At 71.9% G+C, this 20,906-nt stretch carries 18 protein-coding genes; 4 read left to right on the forward strand and 14 right to left on the reverse strand.

The features are described 5' to 3' along the window. Window positions 1-76: 76 nt before the first annotated feature. Complete coding sequence (locus tag ACZ31C_RS09825) at window positions 77-637, reverse strand: peptide deformylase (RefSeq protein WP_465795020.1); 561 nt, start codon at window positions 635-637, stop codon at window positions 77-79. A gap of 23 nt (window positions 638-660) precedes the next feature. Continuing rightward, a complete protein-coding gene (locus tag ACZ31C_RS09830; protein WP_465794881.1) occupies window positions 661-1,173 on the reverse strand; it encodes a glycine cleavage system transcriptional repressor in 513 nt (170 codons plus the stop codon). A 133-nt stretch (window positions 1,174-1,306) separates the two neighbouring features. Between ACZ31C_RS09830 and ACZ31C_RS09835 the strand changes: the two genes are divergently transcribed. Beyond that, the gene (locus ACZ31C_RS09835) at window positions 1,307-2,209 is read left to right on the forward strand and encodes an HhH-GPD family protein (RefSeq protein WP_465794882.1); all 903 of its coding nucleotides are present in this window, start codon (window positions 1,307-1,309) and stop codon (window positions 2,207-2,209) included. Window positions 2,210-2,455: 246 nt separating this feature from the next. Here ACZ31C_RS09835 and ACZ31C_RS09840 read toward each other — a convergent pair whose 3' ends face one another. The 4 genes from ACZ31C_RS09840 to lysS all read right to left on the reverse strand — a co-directional run bounded on the left by ACZ31C_RS09840 (window position 2,456) and on the right by lysS (window position 8,503). Next, a complete protein-coding gene (locus tag ACZ31C_RS09840; RefSeq protein ID WP_396742467.1) occupies window positions 2,456-3,124 on the reverse strand; it encodes a C39 family peptidase in 669 nt (222 codons plus the stop codon). 433 nt (window positions 3,125-3,557) lie between these two features. Then, a complete protein-coding gene (locus tag ACZ31C_RS09845; RefSeq protein WP_131053723.1) occupies window positions 3,558-6,092 on the reverse strand; it encodes an ATP-dependent Clp protease ATP-binding subunit in 2,535 nt (844 codons plus the stop codon). Between the two features lie 433 nt (window positions 6,093-6,525). Beyond that, on the reverse strand, window positions 6,526-6,876 hold the full coding sequence (locus ACZ31C_RS09850) for a histone-like nucleoid-structuring protein Lsr2 (RefSeq protein WP_350700676.1): 351 nt from the start codon (window positions 6,874-6,876) through the stop codon (window positions 6,526-6,528). Window positions 6,877-6,994: 118 nt separating this feature from the next. After that, window positions 6,995-8,503, reverse strand: a complete 1,509-nt coding sequence (gene lysS, locus ACZ31C_RS09855; RefSeq protein ID WP_465794883.1) for a lysine--tRNA ligase — start codon at window positions 8,501-8,503, stop codon at window positions 6,995-6,997. 90 nt (window positions 8,504-8,593) lie between these two features. On the opposite strand from lysS, the gene ACZ31C_RS09860 reads away from it, so the two are divergent. Continuing rightward, window positions 8,594-9,334 (forward strand): class I SAM-dependent methyltransferase, encoded by a 741-nt coding sequence (locus ACZ31C_RS09860; RefSeq protein ID WP_465794884.1) that lies wholly within the window; start codon window positions 8,594-8,596, stop codon window positions 9,332-9,334. 278 nt (window positions 9,335-9,612) lie between these two features. On the opposite strand, the gene ACZ31C_RS09865 is transcribed toward ACZ31C_RS09860, so the two are convergent. The 7 genes from ACZ31C_RS09865 to ACZ31C_RS09895 all read right to left on the reverse strand — a co-directional run bounded on the left by ACZ31C_RS09865 (window position 9,613) and on the right by ACZ31C_RS09895 (window position 16,386). Next, window positions 9,613-10,371 carry a type III pantothenate kinase gene (locus tag ACZ31C_RS09865; RefSeq protein WP_350700682.1) on the reverse strand — a complete coding sequence of 253 codons (759 nt, stop codon included), beginning with the start codon at window positions 10,369-10,371 and terminating at the stop codon, window positions 9,613-9,615. 19 nt (window positions 10,372-10,390) lie between these two features. Further along, window positions 10,391-11,284 (reverse strand): carboxylating nicotinate-nucleotide diphosphorylase, encoded by an 894-nt coding sequence (gene nadC, locus ACZ31C_RS09870; RefSeq protein ID WP_465794885.1) that lies wholly within the window; start codon window positions 11,282-11,284, stop codon window positions 10,391-10,393. Then, a complete protein-coding gene (locus tag ACZ31C_RS09875; RefSeq protein WP_465794886.1) occupies window positions 11,284-12,975 on the reverse strand; it encodes an L-aspartate oxidase in 1,692 nt (563 codons plus the stop codon). The genes nadC and ACZ31C_RS09875 overlap by 1 nt, the downstream gene beginning before the upstream one ends. A 61-nt stretch (window positions 12,976-13,036) precedes the next feature. Then, entirely contained in the window at window positions 13,037-13,933 is an 897-nt protein-coding gene (locus ACZ31C_RS09880; RefSeq protein WP_465794887.1) for a septum formation family protein, read from the reverse strand. Window positions 13,934-14,080: 147 nt separating this feature from the next. Continuing rightward, window positions 14,081-14,500: an aspartate 1-decarboxylase gene (gene panD, locus ACZ31C_RS09885; protein WP_350700689.1), complete on the reverse strand. Its 420-nt coding sequence runs from the start codon at window positions 14,498-14,500 to the stop codon at window positions 14,081-14,083. Window positions 14,501-14,527: 27 nt separating this feature from the next. Then, on the reverse strand, window positions 14,528-15,376 hold the full coding sequence (panC, locus tag ACZ31C_RS09890; protein ID WP_465794888.1) for a pantoate--beta-alanine ligase: 849 nt from the start codon (window positions 15,374-15,376) through the stop codon (window positions 14,528-14,530). Between the two features lie 47 nt (window positions 15,377-15,423). Continuing rightward, window positions 15,424-16,386, reverse strand: coding sequence for a Rossmann-like and DUF2520 domain-containing protein (locus tag ACZ31C_RS09895; RefSeq protein ID WP_465794889.1), 963 nt, complete (start codon window positions 16,384-16,386; stop codon window positions 15,424-15,426). A gap of 118 nt (window positions 16,387-16,504) precedes the next feature. Here ACZ31C_RS09895 and ACZ31C_RS09900 point away from each other — a divergent pair, with 118 nt between their 5' ends. Then, complete coding sequence (locus ACZ31C_RS09900) at window positions 16,505-17,881, forward strand: SAM-dependent methyltransferase (RefSeq protein ID WP_465795021.1); 1,377 nt, start codon at window positions 16,505-16,507, stop codon at window positions 17,879-17,881. A gap of 13 nt (window positions 17,882-17,894) precedes the next feature. Further along, window positions 17,895-19,076, forward strand: coding sequence for an NADH-quinone oxidoreductase subunit D (locus ACZ31C_RS09905; protein ID WP_465794890.1), 1,182 nt, complete (start codon window positions 17,895-17,897; stop codon window positions 19,074-19,076). Between the two features lie 12 nt (window positions 19,077-19,088). Here ACZ31C_RS09905 and ACZ31C_RS09910 read toward each other — a convergent pair whose 3' ends face one another. Further along, window positions 19,089-20,786: a coiled-coil domain-containing protein gene (locus tag ACZ31C_RS09910; RefSeq protein WP_465794891.1), complete on the reverse strand. Its 1,698-nt coding sequence runs from the start codon at window positions 20,784-20,786 to the stop codon at window positions 19,089-19,091. Window positions 20,787-20,906: the final 120 nt, after the last annotated feature.

Raw genomic sequence — 20,906 nt, forward strand, 5'->3', positions numbered from 1 at the left:
AACCCACTCTCCATTCACGACGGTGTGAGGTGTGAGCGAGGCCAATTCGTCACTCACCGTATCTGTTCGGCCTCGGTCAGAGATACACCTTGCGTTGGTAGATCGCGTGCGCGCCGGCCACCCGGTCCAGGAACAACAGCCCGGCGCAGTGGTCGATCTCGTGTTGCAGGGCCCGCGCCTCGAAACCGTCGGTGACCAGGCGGACCAGCTCGCCACTGCCCGGCAGCGCCCCCTCGACCACCAGCCGGCTCGCGCGCTTGACGTCACCGGTCAGGTCCGGCACCGACATGCACCCCTCCCGGCCCGCCTTCCACCGGGTCGCCTCGACCACCCGCGCGTTGCAGAGCGCGAACGTGCCGTGCAGCGTGACCGCCTTGGGGTGGCCCGTCACGTCCACCGCGAACACCTGCGCCCCCACCCCCACCTGCGGTGCGGCCAGACCGACGCAGCCGGGCGAGACCCGCATGGTGGCGATCAGGTCGGCCGCCAGCCGGATCGTCTCCTCGTCGGTCGGGTCGACCTCCGCGCCGGCCCGACTGAGCACCGTGTGCGGGGCGGAGACCACCGGCAGGACCGCGCCGGCACCGAGCGACTCGGGCGTCCACGCCCCCAGCCCGGCGTACGCCTCGGCGGCCAGGTCCGGCGTACCCGCGTCGCCGCTCACAGCAGATCCGGTTCGGCGGGACGGAGAGTGACGTCGACACCGAGATTCGTGGCGGCCTCGGACAGCCGGGCGGCGAGCGATTCGGCCGCACCCGGCGGCAATTCGACCTCGGCCACCACCACGTAGAGCGACCCCACCAACCGGGTACTCAGATCGGTGACGTTGCCGCCCGCCTCGGTCAGCACCCGGGTCATCGCGGCCACGATGCCCATCCGGTCCGCACCGTGCACCGCCACCACGTACGGCTCGCCGGCCGGAGCCGTCTCCCCGTCCGGCGTGACCTCGCGTACGGTCGCCAGCAGTTGGCCGTCGGCGGTCAGCGTGGCCAGTGCGGCCTCCACCTCGGCGGCGGCCGGGCCCACACAGATCAGGGTCATCGCGAAGTGTCCGCGCAGCCGGGTCATGGTGCTGTCGGTGAGGTTCGCCCCGAGCCGGGCCAGCACCTCGGCGACGTCGGCCACGATGCCGGGTCGGTCCCGACCGATGACGGTGATCGCGAGCTCGTTCATCCGGGCATTCTCCCCGATCCACGTACGCCGACGGTGGCGGCCCGCCCGGACCGTCCAGTCGGCGGAATACCGCGCCCGTGGCCGGACCGTCCAGTCGGCGTAATCCGGCACCCGTGGCATGATCGGCGGCGCGATGACAGAACCCACCTTCGCCGGCCTGGTGAGCCGGTGGTACGAGCGCAACGCGCGGGACCTGCCGTGGCGCCATCCCGACGTCAGCCCGTGGGCAATCCTGGTCAGCGAGGTCATGCTCCAGCAGACCCCGGTGGTCCGGGTGCTGCCCGCCTGGCAGGCGTGGCTGGCCCGTTGGCCCACGCCGGCGGCACTGGCGCAGGACAGCCCGGCCGAGGCGATCCGGATGTGGGGGCGGCTCGGCTACCCCCGCCGGGCGCTCCGGCTGCGGGAGTGCGCGGTCGCCGTCGTGGATCGGCACGGCGGTCAGGTGCCCGATCAACTGGAGCAGTTGCTCGCCCTGCCCGGGGTCGGCACGTACACGGCGCGGGCGGTGGCGGCCTTCGCGTACGGGCAACGACACCCGGTGGTCGACACCAACGTGCGGCGGGTGGTCTGCCGGGCGATCGCCGGAGAGCCGGACGCCGGCCCGGCGACCCGGCCGGCGGACCTGGTCGCCACCGAGGAGCTGCTGCCGGTCGAACCGGCGGCCGCCGCCCTGGCCAGCGCCGCGTTCATGGAGCTGGGCGCGATGGTCTGCACCGCCCGCTCGCCTCGCTGCGGTGTCTGCCCCGTGGAGACGAGCTGTGCGTGGCGCGCGTCGGGCCAGGTGGCCCCGGACGGCCCGACCCGCCGCCCGCAGCGGTACGCCGGCACCGACCGCCAGGTACGCGGCCTGCTGCTCGGGGTGCTACGCGAGGCGACCGGCCCGGTGCCGCACCAGCGGCTGGACCAGGTCTGGTCGGACGATGTGCAGCGGGCCAGAGCGCTGTCCGGGCTGGTGACCGACGGCCTGGTCGAGCCGGTCGGCGAGACCGCGTTCCGCCTGGTCGGCGACGGCCCACCGGCCCCGGTGCCGACCTGACCTCGGACACCCGGCCGATCCGCTGACCTCGCACTCTCGGACGCCGCCTGGCCTCGGACTCCCGAAAGTCGCTTGACCTCGAACGGCGACCCGAACGGCGACCTGATGTCAGGGCCGGCCCGGTTGTGGGCTGGACAGACGAGCGGCCGGCTCCCCATGTGGGAAGCCGGCCCGCTCGGTTCTGCCTGGTGCGGCTGGCCTGCCCGGTCCAACACCGGGAAGCCTGCCCCGATCGGTGGTGCTCGGTCAGGCGGAGTAGCCGCGGCTGGCGATCCAGTCCGCCAGCACCTCGGTGTCCATCCAGTACTCGGCCTTGGCGGGATCCGCCGAGTCCGCGATCTTCACCTGGCTGCCGCCGTCGCGATAGCCGGTCACCGAGATGTAGTGGCCGGCCTCGAACGAGTGGCTGCCCCCGCCGGTGTCGAGAGCGGTGCCGAAGACGTTGGCGACCACGCTCCGGCCGTCGTCGACCGTACGGACGACGTCCTCGCGCAACCGCTCGGTCTCGGCCTCGTCGGCGACCTGGCCGGGGATCTCCACGGTGCGGTAGACGTCCTTACCGGCCTTGTTGTTCAGCGCCTTGGTGATCACGAACGCGGAGTCGGTGCCCCGCTCGGTGGTGCCCATCTCACGGGCCAGGTCGTCCTGGGAGACGTCCTTGTCCAACACGCTGAGGGCGTTCCGCACCGCCGCCGGACCGCAGTAGTAGAAGTTCGGCTGGGCCTGGTAGCGGACCTTGAGCTGCCGCTCACCCTTGCCGTGGCCGCGCTCCGTCACCGCGGACAGTGCGTCGGTGTTGTTCGTCGCCGTGCTGTTCGTCGCCGCCATCGCGGCCATCGGTCCGCTGATCATCCCGCCGGCACAGACGGCACCGGCGGCGGTCAGGGCGGCCTTACGCATCAACGTCGTCATGATCATGCCTTCCAGCTCGGGGGATCGACACGACACCCGGAAGTGCAGGAGGGTGCGGATACCGCATCGGAAGGAAGAAGCAGGTGGCACCACGATCGGTGGGGTGGCCTGCCATGGGTGCAACGGCTCGGATAGGCCACACATTCCGGGCTTACCGGGCGTACGCGAATCGCCCTGCGGGACAGCGAAGCCGTCGACACCGGCCGCGTACGAAAGCCGCTGCGAACACCCCCGGTACAACCGCTCGGGCTGCCCGCCCATGCCCGGACGGCGGGGTGACGGGGTCCATCCGCGCGATCGTGGGCGATGGGATGCGACCTGGTGCGGCCATGTCTCCCGAATGTCCGATTCTGGGCGCTTGGCCAGGCTGGCGACAGACGACGGCGGCCCGGTGGCAGATGCCACCGGGCCGCCGCTGGTCGAACCAGCCGGTTACCTACTCGTCCGCGCCTGCCGCAGCGGTGCTGCCGCCGAGGTCGGCCGGGACCGCGTCCGGCACGGTGACCGGCCGGTCGGAGCCCTTGAAGACGAGCTTGGACTTGTCGATGTCGTTCGGGTCGCCCTCGCAGTCGACCACCACGATCTGACCGGGGGTCAGCTCGTTGAACAGGATCCGCTCGGACAGGTTGTCCTCGATGTCGCGCTGGATCGTGCGACGCAGCGGCCGAGCGCCCAGGACCGGGTCGAAGCCCTTCAACGCCAGGTACTTCTTGGCGTTGTCGGTCAACTCGAGACCCATGTCCTTGTTGCGCAGCTGGGTCTCGATCCGGGCGATCATGATATCCACGATCTGGAGGATCTCGTTCTGACGCAGCTGGTGGAAGACGATGGTGTCGTCGATGCGGTTGAGGAACTCGGGCCGGAAGTGCTGCTTGAGTTCGTCGTTGACCTTCTGCTTCATCCGGTCGTAGTTGGACTCGGAGTCCTCCGACTGCTGGAAGCCGAGCGAGACCGCCTTGGCCACGTCCCGGGTGCCCAGGTTGGTGGTCAGGATGATGACCGTGTTCTTGAAGTCCACGATCCGACCCTGACCGTCGGTGAGCCGACCGTCCTCCAGGATCTGGAGCAGCGTGTTGAACACGTCCGGGTGGGCCTTCTCGATCTCGTCGAAGAGGACCACGCTGAACGGCCGACGCCGCACCTTCTCGGTCAGCTGGCCACCCTCGTCGTAGCCGACGTAGCCGGGAGGCGCACCCACGAGCCGCGACACGGTGTACCGGTCATGGAACTCGGACATGTCCAACTGGATCAGGGCGTCCTCGCTGCCGAACAGGAACTCGGCGAGCGCCTTGGACAGCTCGGTCTTACCGACACCCGACGGACCGGCGAAGATGAACGACCCCGACGGGCGCTTCGGGTCCTTCAGGCCGGCGCGGGTACGCCGGATCGCCTTCGAGACCGCCTTGACCGCGTCCTCCTGGCCGATGACGCGCTTGTGCAGCTCGTCCTCCATGCGCAGCAGGCGTGAGGTCTCCTCCTCGGTCAGCTTGTAGACCGGGATGCCGGTCCAGTTGCCGAGCACCTCGGCGATCTGCTCGTCGTCGACCTCGCTGACGACGTCGAGGTCACCGGCCTTCCACTCCTTCTCCCGCTGCGCCTTCTGGCCCAGCAGCTGCTTCTCCTTGTCGCGCAGCTGCGCGGCGCGCTCGAAGTCCTGCGCGTCGATCGCGGACTCCTTGTCGCGGCGCACCTGGGCGATGCGCTCGTCGAAGTCACGCAGGTCCGGCGGCGCGGTCATCCGGCGGATCCGCATTCGGGCACCGGCCTCGTCGATCAGGTCGATCGCCTTGTCCGGCAGGAACCGGTCGGAGATGTACCGGTCGGCCAGGGTCGCCGCCGCCACCAGCGCCGCATCCGTGATGCTGACGCGGTGGTGGGCCTCGTACCGGTCCCGCAGGCCCTTGAGGATCTCGATGGTGTGGGCCAGCGAGGGCTCACCCACCTGGATCGGCTGGAAACGACGCTCCAACGCGGCGTCCTTCTCCAGGTGCTTGCGGTACTCGTCCAGCGTGGTCGCGCCGATGGTCTGCAGCTCACCACGGGCCAGCATCGGCTTGAGGATGCTCGCCGCGTCGATCGCACCCTCGGCGGCGCCCGCGCCGACCAGGGTGTGGATCTCGTCGATGAACAGGATGATGTCGCCCCGGGTGCGGATCTCCTTGAGCACCTTCTTCAGGCGCTCCTCGAAGTCACCCCGGTAGCGGGAACCCGCCACCAGCGCACCCAGGTCGAGCGTGTAGAGCTGCTTGTCCTTGAGCGTCTCGGGCACCTCGCCCTTGATGATCTTCTGGGACAGGCCCTCCACCACGGCGGTCTTACCGACGCCGGGCTCGCCGATCAGGACCGGGTTGTTCTTGGTCCGGCGGGAGAGCACCTGCATCACCCGCTCGATTTCCTTCTCCCGACCGATCACCGGGTCGAGCTTGCCCTCCCGGGCCGCCTGGGTCAGGTTCCGCCCGAACTGGTCGAGCACCAGGCTGGTCGACGGGGCTGCCTCACCCGGGGCGGTGCCGGCGGCGGCCGGCTCCTTGCCCTGGTAACCGGAGAGCAGCTGGATCACCTGCTGGCGGACCCGGTTCAGGTCGGCGCCCAGCTTCACCAGCACCTGCGCGGCCACGCCCTCGCCCTCGCGGATGAGGCCGAGCAGGATGTGCTCCGTACCGATGTAGTTGTGGCCGAGTTGCAGAGCCTCGCGCAGCGACAGCTCCAGCACCTTCTTGGCCCGCGGCGTGAACGGGATGTGCCCGCTCGGCGCCTGCTGGCCCTGGCCGATGATCTCCTCCACCTGCTGGCGGACGCCCTCCAGGGAGATCCCCAGGCTCTCCAGGGCCTTCGCCGCGACGCCTTCACCCTCGTGGATCAGGCCCAACAGGATGTGTTCCGTACCGATGTAGTTGTGGTTGAGCATCCGGGCCTCTTCCTGGGCCAGGACGACAACCCGTCGCGCTCGGTCGGTGAACCGCTCGAACATGCCCTCGTGCTCCTCACGTGCCGTGCGCACTCGATCTTGGTGGTCAAGACTCTCGGCGGGGCCGGATACGCGAGCGCCCGGGACGGGCGTCCGCGCCTCTTTACTCTATCGCCGCGGACCGACTCGGCTGACCTCGTGTGTCTCCGCCGGTGGCCCGGTACGCGTCGTTTTGCACAACCATCCACGCTCAACCGGTGTTCCGGGCATGGTGCCTGTACGCGCAGAGCGAAATTCGAGCACGAGCCGTGGGCCGCCGAGAGCACCCTACGGAGCCCTTCCGGCACCGGACGGGCACCCCGTAGCCGCCGTCCACAGGCTGTGGACAACGCATCCACCGGCTGTGGACAACGTTCGGCCCGACCGCATCGTCCCACCAGACGACCGCGCCGGCCCGGAGACGCGCTCCGAACCGGCGTGGCGAACGACCCTGGTCTCAGTGACCGGCCTTGGAGTGGTACTCGTCGACGATCTCCTGCGGGATCCGGCCCCGGTCCGAGATCTCCTTGCCGGCCTTGCGGGCCCAGGCCCGGATGGCCTTGTTCTGCTCGCGGTCCGCCGTCGCGCTGCCCCGGCCCCGGGCGGCACGCCCTCCGACGACCACGCCACCGCGTCCCACCTTCGACCCACCGGAGATGTACGGAGCGAATGCCTCACGCAATTTCTCGGCGTTCGAAGTCGACAGGTCGATCTCGTACTGAACGCCGTCGAGCGCGAACTTGACAGTCTCGTCCGCGTCCCCGCCGTCCAGGTCATCGACCAGCCTCTGAATGATCTGCTTGGCCACGTCCCACATTCCTTTCGAGCAGGGTTCGGTGCACCTGCCAGTTACCAGAGCACAATAGCCCGTCAGATGCTTGTTGCGTCAATAGGATCGGGTATCGCGGCGGAAAGTTCCCTGTCGACTACTCGGGGCGAACCAAGGGGAACAAGATGGTTTCCCGAATTCCCAGGCCGGTCAGCGCCATCAGGAGCCGGTCGATTCCCATTCCCATGCCACCCGCCGGCGGCATTCCGTACTCCATCGCCCGGAGAAAGTCCTCGTCGAGCCGCATCGCCTCGTCGTCGCCACGGGCGCCCAGTTGCGCCTGCGCGACCAGCCGCTCCCGCTGCACCACCGGGTCGACCAGCTCCGAGTACGCGGTGGCCAACTCGACCCCGCGCACGTACAGGTCCCACTTCTCGGCCAGCCCGGGCTCCTCGCGGTGCCCACGGGTCAGCGGACTGGTCTCCTCCGGGTAGTCCCGCACGAAGGTCGGCGCCACCAGACCCGGCACGACCAACTCCTCGAAGAGTTCCTCGACCAACTTGCCCGACCCCCACTTGGGGTCCACGGTGAGGCCCACCTTGTCGGCGTACTCGACCAGGCGGGCGTGCTCGGTGCGTACCGTGACCTCCTCGCCGAGCGCCTCGGAAAGCACGCCGAACAGACTCACCGAACGCCACTGACCACCGAGGTCGAACTTCTGGCCGTCGGCGTGGGTGACCACCGTCGACCCGGCGACCGCCACCGCCGCCTGTTGCACGAGATTGCGGGTCAGTTCGGCCATCGTGTTGTAGTCGCCGTACGCCTGGTACACCTCCAGCATCGCGAACTCGGGCGAGTGCGAAGAGTCGATGCCCTCATTCCGGAAGTTGCGGTTGATCTCGAAGACTCGCTCGACACCGCCGACCACGGCGCGCTTGAGAAACAGTTCCGGCGCGATTCGTAGATAGAGATCGGTGTCGAGTGCATTGCTGTGGGTCACGAAAGGTCGGGCCGTCGCGCCACCGTGCAGCAACTGCAACATCGGGGTCTCCACTTCGAGGAAACCCGTGTCGTGCAGGGAATCGCGGAGGCTGCGGACCGCCGTCGCCCGGGTCCGTACCATCTGGCGGGCCTGCGGACGCACGATCAGGTCGACGTAGCGCTGCCGGACCCGGGCCTCCTCGCTCAGCGGCTTGTGCGCCACCGGCAGCGGGCGCAGCGCCTTGGCGGTGGTCACCCACTCCTGCGCCAGCACCGACAACTCGCCTCGGCGGCTGCTGATCACCTCGCCGGTGACCCCGACGAGGTCACCGAGGTCGACCAGCCGCTTCCAGTCCTCCAGCCGCTCGGGGCCGACCCGGTCCAGCGAGAGCATCGCCTGGAGTTCGGTGCCGTCGCCGTCGCGCAGCGTGGCGAAACAGAGCTTGCCGGTGTTCCGTACGAAGATCACCCGTCCGGTGACCGACACCTGGTCACCGGTGGCGGTGTCCGTCGGCAGGTCGGCGTAGCGCTCCCGCACCTGGGCCAGCGTGCTGGTCCGGTGGAAGCTGACCGGGTACGGCTCGACGCCGTCGGCGAGCATCCGGTCCCGCTTCTCCCGGCGGACCTTCATCTGCTCGGGAAGGTCGTCGGCGGGGTCGACTGGCACGGGGCTCTGCTGGGTCACGGCACGCTTCCTCAGTGGGAGATTTCGGGCGAGGTCAGGCCCGAGCGTACTCAAGCCCTCCGGCGGCCGTCGCCGGATAGCCTGCCGGTCATGACGCACCCCACCGGGGCCCGCTCGTTCGGTCCGGCGGCGGCCGACTACGACCGGTACCGACCTCGCTATCCGCAGGCCGCGCTGCGCTGGGCGCTGGACGGACCGGGCCGGCCCGCCCGGGTGGTCGACCTGGCGGCCGGCACCGGCATCCTCACCCGTGGCCTGCTGGCCCTCGGGCACCAGGTGACAGCCGTCGAGCCCGACCCCGACATGCGCGCCCACCTGGTCGCCACCACCCCGGGAGTACGCGCCCAGGCCGGCGCCGCGGAGGCGATACCGCTTCCCGACGGGTACGCCGACGCCGTCCTCGCCGGCCAGGCGTACCACTGGTTCGACCGGGAGCCGGCGCACGCCGAGATCGCCCGGGTGTTACGCCCCGGCGGGATCTTCGCCCCGATCTGGAACCTCCGTGACGAGCGCGTCGACTGGGTGGCCGAGCTGAGCCGGATCGCCGAGATCGGGGACACCGTCGACCACCTGCGCCAGACCGTCACCGACTTCGGCGACGCCTTCGCCCCACCCGAGTGGGCCGAATTCCCCCACGCCACCACGCTGACCCGCGACGACCTGCTGGGCCTGGTCCGGACCCGCTCCCACTACCTGACCGCCGCCCCCACCCGACAGGCCGAGGTCGACCACCAGGTCCGCGATCTCCTGAACACCCACCCCGCCCTGGCCGCCCAAGATCCCATAACTCTCCCCTACCGCACCCTCACCGCCCGCACCCACAAACCCTGACCCACCCACCCCAAACCCCAGCCCCGACCCATCCCCCGGCCCGAACCCCAGCTCGACGCGGACGCCCGCGCCCACCCACCCCGGCACCCGGACGCACCGCCCCGCCCCGCCCCAACGAACGGACGCACCGCCCCCACCCCACCCGACCACCCCACCGGAACGGATGACGCCGACCCGCGAGGGTTTCCGGGCCGCCCGACCGGCGCAGGGATCAAGCCTGACCGCCCGGAGCCGGTCGGGCGGCCCGGAAACCCCAACCGCAACAAACACAAAAACAGTCAGACGTTCCGCTCATACACCATGCGCAACCCGATCAACGTGATCATCGGCTCGTGGTGCGTGATCGTCCGACACTCGTTGAGCACCAACGACGCCAGCCCACCGGTGGCGATGACCGCCTTCAGCTCGCCCATCTCGGCGGCCATCCGCTCGACGATCCGGTCCACCTGTCCGGCGAAGCCGAAGTACAGCCCAGCCTGGAGGCACTCGACCGTGTTCTTGCCGATCACCGACCGGGGCCTGGTCGCTTCGACCTTGCGCAGTTGGGCGGCGCGGGCGGCGAGCGCGTCGAAGGAGATCTCGATGCCGGGCGCGAACGCGCCTCCGAGGAACTCTCCCCGACCGCTGATCACGTCGAAGTTGGTGGTGGTGCCGAAGTCGACCACGATCGACGGTCCGCCGTAGAGGGTGTAGGCCGCGAGCGTGTTGACCACCCGGTCGGAGCCGACCTCCTTGGGGTTGTCGATGGCGAGCTGCACGCCGGTGCGGACGCCCGGCTCCACGATGACGCTCGGCAGGTCCGCGTAGTAGCGGGTCAGCATGGTCCGCAGCGAACGCAGGGCGGCCGGGACGGTCGAGCAGGCGGCCACCCCGGTGATCTCGACGGCGTCCCCGGCGAGCAGCCCCCGGAACATCAGGCCCAACTCGTCGGCGGTGGATCGGGCGTCGGTCTTGATCCGCCAGTTGTGCACCAGCTTGTCACCGTCGAAGGTCGCCAGGACGGTGTTGGTGTTCCCGATGTCGATGCAGAGCAGCACGCACGAAGCCTAGACGGGTTCAGTCCGTGCGCAGGTCCAGGGCGATGTCCAGGATCGGCGAGGAGTGGGTGAGCGCGCCGACGGAGAGGAAGTCGACGCCGGTGGCACCCACCTCGGCGGCGTCGGCGAGGGTGAGCCCGCCGGTCGCCTCCAACTCGGCCCGGTCGCCCACGGCCGCCACCACCGCGCGCAGTGTCGCCGGGGGCATGTTGTCCAGCAGCAGGAAGGCCGCGCCGGCCTCCACCGCCTCCACCGCCTCGTCGAGGGTGTCCACCTCCACCTGCACCGGTACGTCCGGGAACGCCTCCCGGACGCGGCGGTAGGCGGCGGCGACTCCACCGGCGGCGAACTTGTGGTTGTCCTTGACCATGGCGACGTCGTGCAGACCCATCCGCTTGTTCGTGCCGCCGCCGGCCCGGACCGCGTACTTCTCCAAAATGCGCAGGCCGGGCGTTGTCTTGCGGGTGTCCAGGACCATCGCCTTGCTGCCGGCCAGGGCGTCGGCCCAGGCCCGGGTGTGGGTGGCGACGCCGGACATCCGGCAGAGCAGGTTCAGCGCGGTGCGCTCGGCCGTGAGCAGCACGCGGGTCGGGCCGATGACCGTGGCGAGCACGTCGCCCCGGGCCACCCGCTCGCCGTCGCGGGCCACCACCGACACCTCGACCGTACGTCCCGTCCCGGTCACCTCGCCGGCCAGCTCGAACACGGCGGCGGCGACGGCCAGCCCGGCGACCACCCCGTCGGCCCGGGCGACCAGGTCGGCGGTGTCGGTCTGGGTGGCCGGAATGGTGGCCACACTGGTGACGTCGAGCAGGTCCGGGCCGAGGTCCTCGACCAGGGCCGTCTCGACGATCCGGCGGACCTGCGCCGGGTCGAGACCGTTCTCGTGCAGCAGCCGTGCCGTGTCCGCCATCAGCTCTCCTCCCACCGGGTCGTCAACCGGCCCTGCGCGCCCACCGCGCCGACCAGGTGTCCCTGCCATCGCTCGTCGGTCGTCCCGTAGTCCTCCCGCCAGTGGCAGCCACGGGTCTCCTGCCGCGCGTACGCGGCGGCGACCAGCGCGGCGGCCACCGTGAGCAGGTTCGTCGCCTCCCAGTCGGCGGTACGCGGGGTGCCTCGGCCGGTGCCCAGCTCGACCAGTTCGGCGGCGGTCGCGGCGAGCGTGCCGGCAGAGCGGAGCACACCGGCGCCACGAGTCATCGCCGCTTGCAGCCTCGGGCTCGTGGCCGCCGGCGCCACCCAGCCGGTGCCGCCGCGCCACGCTCCGGTCTCCGCCGGTCGGGCCTGCTCGGGCAGGCCGGACGCGATGTCGTCGGCGATCCGCCGGGAGAAGACCAGCCCCTCCAGCAACGAGTTGCTGGCCAGCCGGTTGGCGCCGTGCACTCCGGTGCAGGCGACCTCGCCGCAGGCGTACAGGCCGGGGATCGAGGTCCGGCCGTGCAGGTCGGTGCGTACCCCGCCGGAGGCGTAGTGGGCGGCCGGCGCGACCGGGATCAGGTCGGCCCCCGGGTCGACGCCGATCGCCAGGCACGAGGCGACGATGGTGGGGAAGCGTCGGGCCAGGAAGTCCCCGCCGAGGTGCCGGGCGTCGAGGTGGACGTGGTCCTCGCCGGTGGCCAGCAGGACCCGGTGGATGCCCTTGGCCACCACGTCCCGGGGGGCCAGCTCGGCGAGTTCGTGCTGGCCGAGCATGAACCGCTTGCCGTCGGCGTCCACCAGGGACGCGCCCTCGCCGCGCAGCGCCTCGGAGACCAGTGGCTGCTGGGCGTGCCCGGCACCGGGTACCCGGGCGGCCGGCGGCACGATCAGCGCGGTCGGGTGGAACTGCACGAACTCCACGTCGGTGACGGCCGCGCCGGCCCGCATGGCCAACGCCACGCCGTCGCCGGTGGAGACGGCGGGATTGGTGGTCGCCGCGAAGATCTGCCCCATCCCGCCGGTGGCCAGCACCACGGCGCGGCCCAGGATGGCGCCGACACCGTCCTCACTGCCCTCGCCGAGCACGTGCAGGGTGATGCCGCACGCCGGACCGAGCCCGTCCGGGCCGTCGCCGGGGGCGCGGAGCAGGTCCAGCACCAACGCGTGCTCGACCAGCCGGATCCACGGGTCACGGCGTACCGACTCGTGCAGGGCGCGCTGGACCTCGGCGCCGGTCGCGTCGCCGCCGGCGTGCACGATCCGGTCGGCGCGGTGCCCGCCCTCGCGGGTGAGCATCAGCGAGCCGTCCGGGTGACGGTCGAACTCGGCACCGATCCGCATCAGCTCGCGCAGTCGGGTCGGCCCCTCCTCGACCAGTACCCGCACGGCCGCCGGGTCGCAGAGGCCGACACCGGCTATCTCGGTGTCCGAGGCGTGCATGGCCGGGGTGTCCGCCGGGTCGAGGACCGCCGCGATGCCACCCTGGGCCCAGCGGGTCGAACCCTCGTCGATGTTGACCTTGGTGACCACCGTGACGTGCAGACCGGCCTGGCGCAGGTGCAGCGCGGCGGTCAGTCCGGCCACCCCGGAGCCGACCACGATCACGTCGGTGGTCTCCACCCAGCCGGGCGCCGGAGCGGCCAGCAGGCTCGGCAACGTGGGCAGGCCGACGGTCGGTAGCTCCATGCCCCCAGTCAACCCGAGCGCCTCTCGGCTCGGACGGCGGGGGCCGGACGAGTGGTTCCGGCTACTTCGTCCGGACCGGCAGGCCGGCCGGGCCGACGCCCTTGAGCGATCCGGTCACCTTGCGGTCGCCGAGCCACAGGTAGCAGCGCACACCCCGGTCCCCGGCCCGCCACCGACCGGCCCCGGGTGGCCGGACCACCAGGTCGCTGCGGAAGACCAGGTACGCGTCGTCCGGTACGCCCGCGTAGCGCGCGATCACCGAACGGCAGCCCTCGTAGAACGGCGCCCACTGGGCGCTACGCGTCGGGTACGCCCGCTCGGGCGACTGCCACACGCCGACGAACTCGGCGTCGTGGCGCGTGGCGCAGTCCACCGCGACCAGGGTCTGCACCACCCTGTTCCGGTCGATACGCGCCTGCTGGCAGCCCAGCCGCACCGGCGACGGCGTCCGGAGCGCATTCCGCAGCGAGCCGGTACGCAGCACCACCGTGGCCGCCGCCTCGGTCGTGGTGACCTCCATCAGGTCGCAGCGGTACCAGCGCGATCCGGCGGCCCAGCCCGGCTCGGACGGCACCGCCACGGCCAGTCGCAGCCGGCCGGCCCGCCAGTCGTCGCCGACGAAGCCACTGGCCCGCTTGTCGCACTCGGCGAAGGCGGTACGCAGCTCGGCGGAGCCCACCGGGGGCGGCGCGGCACGCTCGGCCGGCAGCGCGCCGACGTGCACCGTCTCGACCCGGTGCGGCTGCGCGCAGTCCACCGGCGCGTACGCGGCCAGCGAGACCGTGGGGGTGAACTCGGGCTCGTGGCAGACCTCGGCGGCCGGGGTGAACGGACCCGGTGGCGGCAGGGCACCCCAGTCGTCGGTCAGGTCATCGTCGAGCCCACCGGATCCGCTGCAGCCCACCAACAGGGCCGCCACGGCGAAGGCCGCGACCAGGCTTCTCGTCGCACGCTGCATGACGCCGCCTCCCCCAGCCAGCGACCGTCTCCCGACGGCGCCCCCAGGGTAACCAAAAATGACCTTCCGGTGACAGACCGGATTCCCCGGCTTGGGTGTAAGGAAGGGACCCTTCCTATACACGAGGCGTTAGTAGGGGACCCTTCCTTACACCGTGAGCGGGTTGGGGACGGGGGCGCCGGCGGTGCCGGGGGCGGCGGTCGCCGGGTCGGCGTCCAGCTCGACGATCCGGTTCTCGGCGTCCACGTGGACCACCCGAGGGTGGTACGCCCGCGCCTCGGCGTCGTCCATCTGCCCGTACGAGATCAGGATCACCAGGTCGCCCGGGTGCACCAGGTGGGCGGCGGCACCGTTGATGCCGATCACGCCGCTGCCCCGCCGCCCCGGGATCACGTACGTCTCCAGCCGGGCGCCGTTGGTGATGTCCACGATCGCCACCTGCTCGCCGGGCAGCAGGTCGGCGGCGTCGAGCAGGTCCTCGTCGACGGTCACCGAACCGACGTAGTGCAGGTCCGCCTGGGTGACGGTGGCCCGGTGGATCTTCGACTTGAGCATGGTGCGGTACATCGGGAACGCCTTTCGCGAGCTGCGGGGTCAGGAGGTCGGGGCGAGCCGGACCGGAGCGTTGTCGATCAACCGGGTCTCGCCCACCCAGGCCGCGACGAGCAGCCGAGCCGGACCCTCGACCGGGCCGGGCGCCAGGTCGGGGTCGGTGAGCACCAGGTAGTCCAGCCGGACACCGGCGGCCTCGGCGCCGAGGGCCGCGTGCGCGGCGGTCAGCACCGCACCGGCGTCCCCGCCCGCCTCGGCGGCGTCGGCACCGGCGCGCAGCGCCCGCGACAGGCTCAGCGCCGCCGTCCGCTCCGCCGCGGAGAGATAACGGTTGCGGCTGGACAGCGCCAGGCCATCCGGCTCCCGAACCGTCGGCACGCCGACCACCTCGACCGGCACGTCCAGGTCCCGGCACATCCGCCGGACCAGGGTCACCTGCTGGTAGTCCTTCTCGCCGAAGAAGGTCAGATCCGGCCGGGTGAGCTGGAGCAGCTTCATCACCACGGTGAGCACCCCGTGGAAGAACCCGGGCCGGCTGAGTCCCTCCAGGTCCTCGCCGAGCGGCCCCGGATCGACCCGCACCGCCGGCTGGCCGCCGGGGTACATGTCCGTCACCGAGGGCGCGAAGACCAGGTCGGCCCCGGCCCGCCGACACACCTCAAGATCACTTTCCAGGGTACGCGGATAGCGGTCGAAGTCCTCGTTCGGCCCGAACTGCAACGGGTTCACGAAGACCGTCACGATCACGTGGTCGGCGCGGTCCCGAGCGGCCCGGATCAGCGTCTCGTGCCCGCCGTGCAGCGCCCCCATGGTCATCACCACCCCCACCGTCCCGGTGAGAGCGGACCGCGCCCGGGCCAGGTCGCCCCGGCTGTGCACCAGTTCCGTCATCTCGTCCACCCTCCCTGACCCCTGCCGGACCGCCCCGCCGCCCGACGTCACGCCGCCACTCCGGTCTGGTCCCGGCCGAGGACGCCGAGCAGCGACTCGGCGTCCACCGGGCGCAGCCGCCCGGCGGCCACCGCCCGGTCGGCGGTACGCCGGGCCAGCGCCAGGTACGCGCCGACCGACTCGGGCGCGGTGGCGGCGAGCACCGCCAGGTGACGCTCGACGGTCCCCGCGTCGCCCCGCGACACCGGGCCGGTCAGCGCGTCGTCGCCCAGCCGCAGCGCGTTCTCCAGGGCGGCCCGCAACAGCGGGGCCAGCACCTTCTCGGGCCGACCCACCCCGGCGTCCCGCAGCCGGTCGGCCGCCTCGTTGACCAGGGTCACCAGGTGGTTCGCGCCGTGCGCCAGCGCCGCGTGGTACAGCGGCCGGTCGGCCTCCCCGATCCACTCGGGCACCCCGCCCAGATCCGTCACCAGCCGGGCGGCCAGCGGCCGAAGCTCGGCCGGGGCGGTCACGCCGTACGAGATGCCGGGCAGCCGACCGAGGTCGTCCGGCGTACCGGTGAAGGTCATCGCGGGGTGCAGCGCCAGCGGACGAGCGCCGACCCGGACGGCCGGCGCCAGGACGGACAGGCCGTGCGCGCCGGAGGTGTGCGCGACCACCTGGCCAGGATGCAACGCGCCGTCGGCGGCCAACGCGGCGACCACCCCGGCGAGCGCGTCGTCCGGTACGGCGATCAGCAGCAGGTCGGCGGCGGACCGGGCGACCGCCTCGACGGGCCGGCAGGAGGCAGCCGGCAGCAGCAACGCCAGCCGGGCCTGGGAGGCCCCGGAACGCCCGGTGGCGGCGACCACGTGGTGCCCGGCGGCGGCGAGCGCGGCACCCAGGGTGGCACCGACCCGGCCGGCGCCGATGACGCCGACGGTGAGCACGGCACGGTTCACGACCTGGGCCGACGGGCCGGTCGCAGGCCGCCGAAGGGCGGCCGGATGGTGGCGCAGCGGTGCGCTCATGTCACGATCCAGTCCTCGAGATGGGGTACCGGTCGAGGCAAGTATGCGTCGCTGACACGGATCTCAAACAAGGATGTGTGAAATCGTTCACCGGCGCCGAGGAGGTAACCCGATGTCGATGCCTTGGCGGGCCGCGATGCAGCAGGCGCTCTATGGGCCTTCGGGCTTCTTCGTCTCCGGCCCCGGGCCGGCGGCGCACTTCCGCACCAGCGTGCACGCCTCCCCGGTCTTCGCCTCGGCGCTGCTCCGGTTGATCCACCACCTCGACGCGGTCCTCGGCTTTCCTGAGCGGTTCGACGTGGTGGATGTGGGGGCGGGGCGGGGTGAGCTGCTCTGTTCGTTGGCTGTTGCGGTGGGGGTTTCCGGGGAGCCCACCCGCTCCGGGCGGTCAGGCTTGATCCCTGCGCGGGTGGGCTCCCCGGAAACCCTGACTCGCACGGCCGCCGTCCGTGACGCAGGCTTCCCCCCGGGGGTTGGGGGTACGGCTGGACGCGGGGAGGGTGGGTCCGTCACGCCTAGGGCCGAGGGGGCGGCGGGACGTGGGGAGGGTGCGGCCGTCTCGGCGGGGGGTGGGGGTGCGGGGGTTCCGCTGGTGGAGCGGGTGCGGTTCACTGCGGTGGAGGTGGCGCCACGACCGGATGACCTGCCCGAACAGATCGCCTGGACGGATGAGATCCCCGACGGCATCACCGGGCTGCTGCTGGCCACCGAATGGCTGGACAACGTGCCGCTGGACCTGGCCGTCCACGGCGAGGACGGCTGGCGCTACCTCCTCGTGGACCCGACGTCGGGCGAGGAGACGACAGGTGACCCGGTCAGCCGAGAAGACGCCGCCTGGCTCACCACCTGGTGGCCCCCACAGACTCAGCCCCACCCAACAGACCCACCGGCCGCAGACGCCGCCCCCCTCAGCCCACAAAGCCCGACCGGGCCGGGTTTCCGGGCAGCCCGACCGGCGCAGGGATCAAGCCTGACCGCCCGGAGCCGGTCGGGCTGCCCGGAAACCCCCACCGACGGCACCCAGACCGTCGAGCGCGCCGAGATCGGGCGGACCCGGGACGAGGCGTGGGCGACGGCGGTGGGCCACGTCGAGCGGGGGCTGGCCGTCGCGGTGGACTACGGGCACTTGCGTGCGAGCCGTCCCTTCGAGGGGTCGTTGACCGGGTACCGGGGTGGGCGACAGGTGCCGCCGGTGCCGGACGGGTCGTGCGACGTGACCGCGCACGTCGCCATGGACTCGGTCGCCTCTGCCGGTGAGCGGGTCGCGCGGTGTGCGTACTCCCTGGGAACTCAGCGGGAGGGGCTGCGCGCGCTCGGGGCGGACGGTGGGCGACCGCCGTTGAGCCTGGCCTATCAGGACCCGGCCGGGTACGTGCGGGCGCTGGCCGAGGCGACGGCGGCGGCCGAGTTGACCGATCCGGCCGGGCTCGGCGGGCATCTGTGGCTCTGGCAGCCGGTCAGGCTGGCCGTGGACCGGCTGCCACTGCGGCCCTGACGTTCATGGCACGATGGCGGGCATGACCACGGGCGACCTGCGCGAGCTGACCGTCGGCACCGGTGCCGGGCTGGTGGCGGGCACCGGCGGGGAGCAGCTCGGCACGGACATGGTGCTCAACATCGGGCCGCAGCACCCCTCCACCCACGGTGTGCTGCGACTCAAGCTCGTCCTCGACGGCGAGCGGGTGATCGCCGCCGAGCCCATCGTGGGCTACATGCACCGGGGCGCGGAGAAGCTGTTCGAGGTACGCGACTACCGGCAGATCATCGTGCTGGCCAACCGGCACGACTGGCTCTCCGCCTTCGCCAACGAGCTGGGCGTGGTGCTCGCGGTGGAACGGCTGATGGGCATGGAGGTGCCGGAGCGGGCCACCTGGCTGCGGATGGCCTTGGCCGAGCTGAACCGGGTGCTCAACCACCTGATGTTCCTCGGCTCGTACCCGCTGGAGGTCGGCGCGATCACGCCGATGTTCTACGCCTTCCGGGAGCGGGAGACGCTCCAGGCGGTGATGGAGGAGGTTTCCGGCGGGCGGATCCACTACATGTTCAACCGGGTCGGCGGCCTCAAGGAGGAGGTGCCGTCAGGCTGGACCGGGCGGGCCCGCGCCGCCATCGGCGAGGTACGTCGCCGGATGCCCGACCTGGACAACCTGATCCGGCGCAACGACATCTTCCTGGCCCGGACCGTCGGGGTGGGGGTGCTCTCCGCCGCCGACGCCGCCGCGTTCGGCGCCTCCGGGCCGGTCGCCCGGGCCTCCGGGCTTGACCTGGACCTGCGCCGCGACGAGCCATACCTGGCCTACGACCAGCTCGACGTGCCGGTGGTCACCCGCACCACCGGCGACTGCCACGCCCGCTTCGAGGTCCTGCTCGACCAGGTGTACGCGTCACTGGACCTGGCCGAGCAGTGCCTGGACCGGGTGGACCGGCTGACCGGCCCGATCAACACCCGGCTACCGAAGGTGCTCAAGGCGCCCGAGGGCCACACCTACGCCTGGACGGAGAATCCGCTCGGCATCAACGGCTACTACCTGGTGTCGCGGGGTGAGAAGACGCCGTGGCGGCTCAAGCTGCGCACCGCGTCGTACGCGAACGTGCAGGCGCTCGCCACGCTGCTGCCGGGCTGCCTGGTGCCGGACCTGATCGCCATCCTCGGTTCGATGTTCTTCGTGGTCGGCGACATCGACAAGTAGGCCGGTGACCGGTCAGCGCCAGCGACCCCGGTCGGGCTCGTAGCCCTGACGGTCGTAGCCGGGCTCCTCGGCCTGGTGCCGCCGTCCGTACGGCTCCGGTTCCGGCCGTCCCCGGACCGGTTCGGGTTGCTGACCACGCTGGCGGGGTGGCCGCCATTCCTGCGGCACCGGGACCCCGCCGGGCGGTAGCGCGGGCTGGCCCTCCGGCTCGCCCCAGCCTTCCCGCCACGCTTCCTCGCGGGCACCGCCACGCCGAGGCTCGTCCTGCCGCACGCTGGCCCAGCGATCCTGCATCCGGTATTCGGTGCCGCTCTGGTCGGCGTGCACCTCGGCACGCCGTTCACCGACCCGCAGTTCCCGGCCCTGGTCGTCGTCGCGTACGGCGGCCCAGCGGTCACCGGCGCGCATCTGCGCCCAGTATTCCCCGGTGTCGTCCGGTCGGGCCGTCCGGCTCGCGGCCGGAGCCTCGGGAGCCGCCTCCCACCGCGCGGCGCCGCCGTCCCACCCCCGGTCGTCCCGGCCCGTCTCCCGATCGTCCCGGTATCCGGCGTACTCGTCCCGGTAGGCGGCGCGGTCGTCGCGATGTCCGGCGCGGTCGTCCCGCTGACCGGCGCGGTCGTCCCGATGTCCGGCACGGTCGTCGTGCGAACCGGTCCAGGAACGTTCCTGGTGCGGTTCCGCCCGGGTGGCGTCCTCCTCGCGGGCCCTGCCGGAGCGGGGACGCTCGTCGGCCCGGCCCGCGCCGGACCAGGACCGCTCCTCCTCGCGGCCGGGCGGGGGCGACCAGGAGCGGTTCTCGCCACGGTGGCCACGCTCGTCCGCGTCGGACCAGGACCGCTCGTCCCGCTCGGCGGCGTGACCGCCCCGGGACCGCTCCTCCGGCCAGGACGTCCCGTAGCCGCCGTACCGGCCGCCGGACTCCCCGACGCCGCCGTCCACGACGGTGTGCCGCGTGGTGACGTGCACGGTCTCGGTGTGCCGGACCACCCCGTGCGGGCGGTGCGGGTGGTCACCCGTGCGGTTCTCCGCCTCCTGGCGGTTCGCCGCACCGTAGACCCCGGCGGTGCCGGCCGGGCGTTCGGCGCCGTACCCGGACGGCCGCTCGTCGCCGCCGCGCGACGCCGGGCGTTCGTCGTGGTATCCACCAGTCGCTGGGGCGTCTGGTTCGGCGGTCGCCGCCGCGCCGTACACCCCCGCAGCGGCGGGCTCCGCGACCTGGGCCGCGCCGTACGTGCCGGCCGAACCGGCGGGTCGCTCGGCGTACCGGGGCGGTGCCTCCGCGGCGGGCGCCGGCACGCGAGCCCGGCCGGGGCCGGGCGCCTCGTCGGTACCGGCCAACTGAGCGGCGCTGGCCTCCAGCCGACGCCGCAGCCCGGCCAGTGCCTCCTGGGCTCGCTGCGCCTCGTCGAGCGCCTGGTTGCCACGCTGGGCGGCGGCCACGATCTCGCCCCGTAGTTCACGCCGGAGTTCGTCGAGGTCCGCGCGCAACTCCTCGCTCCGCGCCGACCCGTCCCCCTCGGTCCGTAGCGCGATGGAGAGGCCGATGAGCACCACGGCCATGATGGCCAGCACTGCGGCGAAGCGGAGTGGGCCGTTGCCGTCGGCAACCAGCAGGATCAGCGCCGCGACGGGGGCCAGGGCCACACCGCCCCAGAAGAGCGCTTTGAGCATTTTCTTGTTGCGCGCGTCGACGGGTAGCGGGGCAGGCATGGGTCCCCACCCTACCGAGAGTTGCGGTGGGTGGGAACGGCTCGACCGAAGACCTTTCGGTCGGCGTTGCGCCGATATCGCCGTACTTGGCGGGGACCAGCGACGACGCGGCGCCCCCGG

The sequence above is a fragment of the Micromonospora sp. NPDC023869 genome (assembly GCF_055559695.1).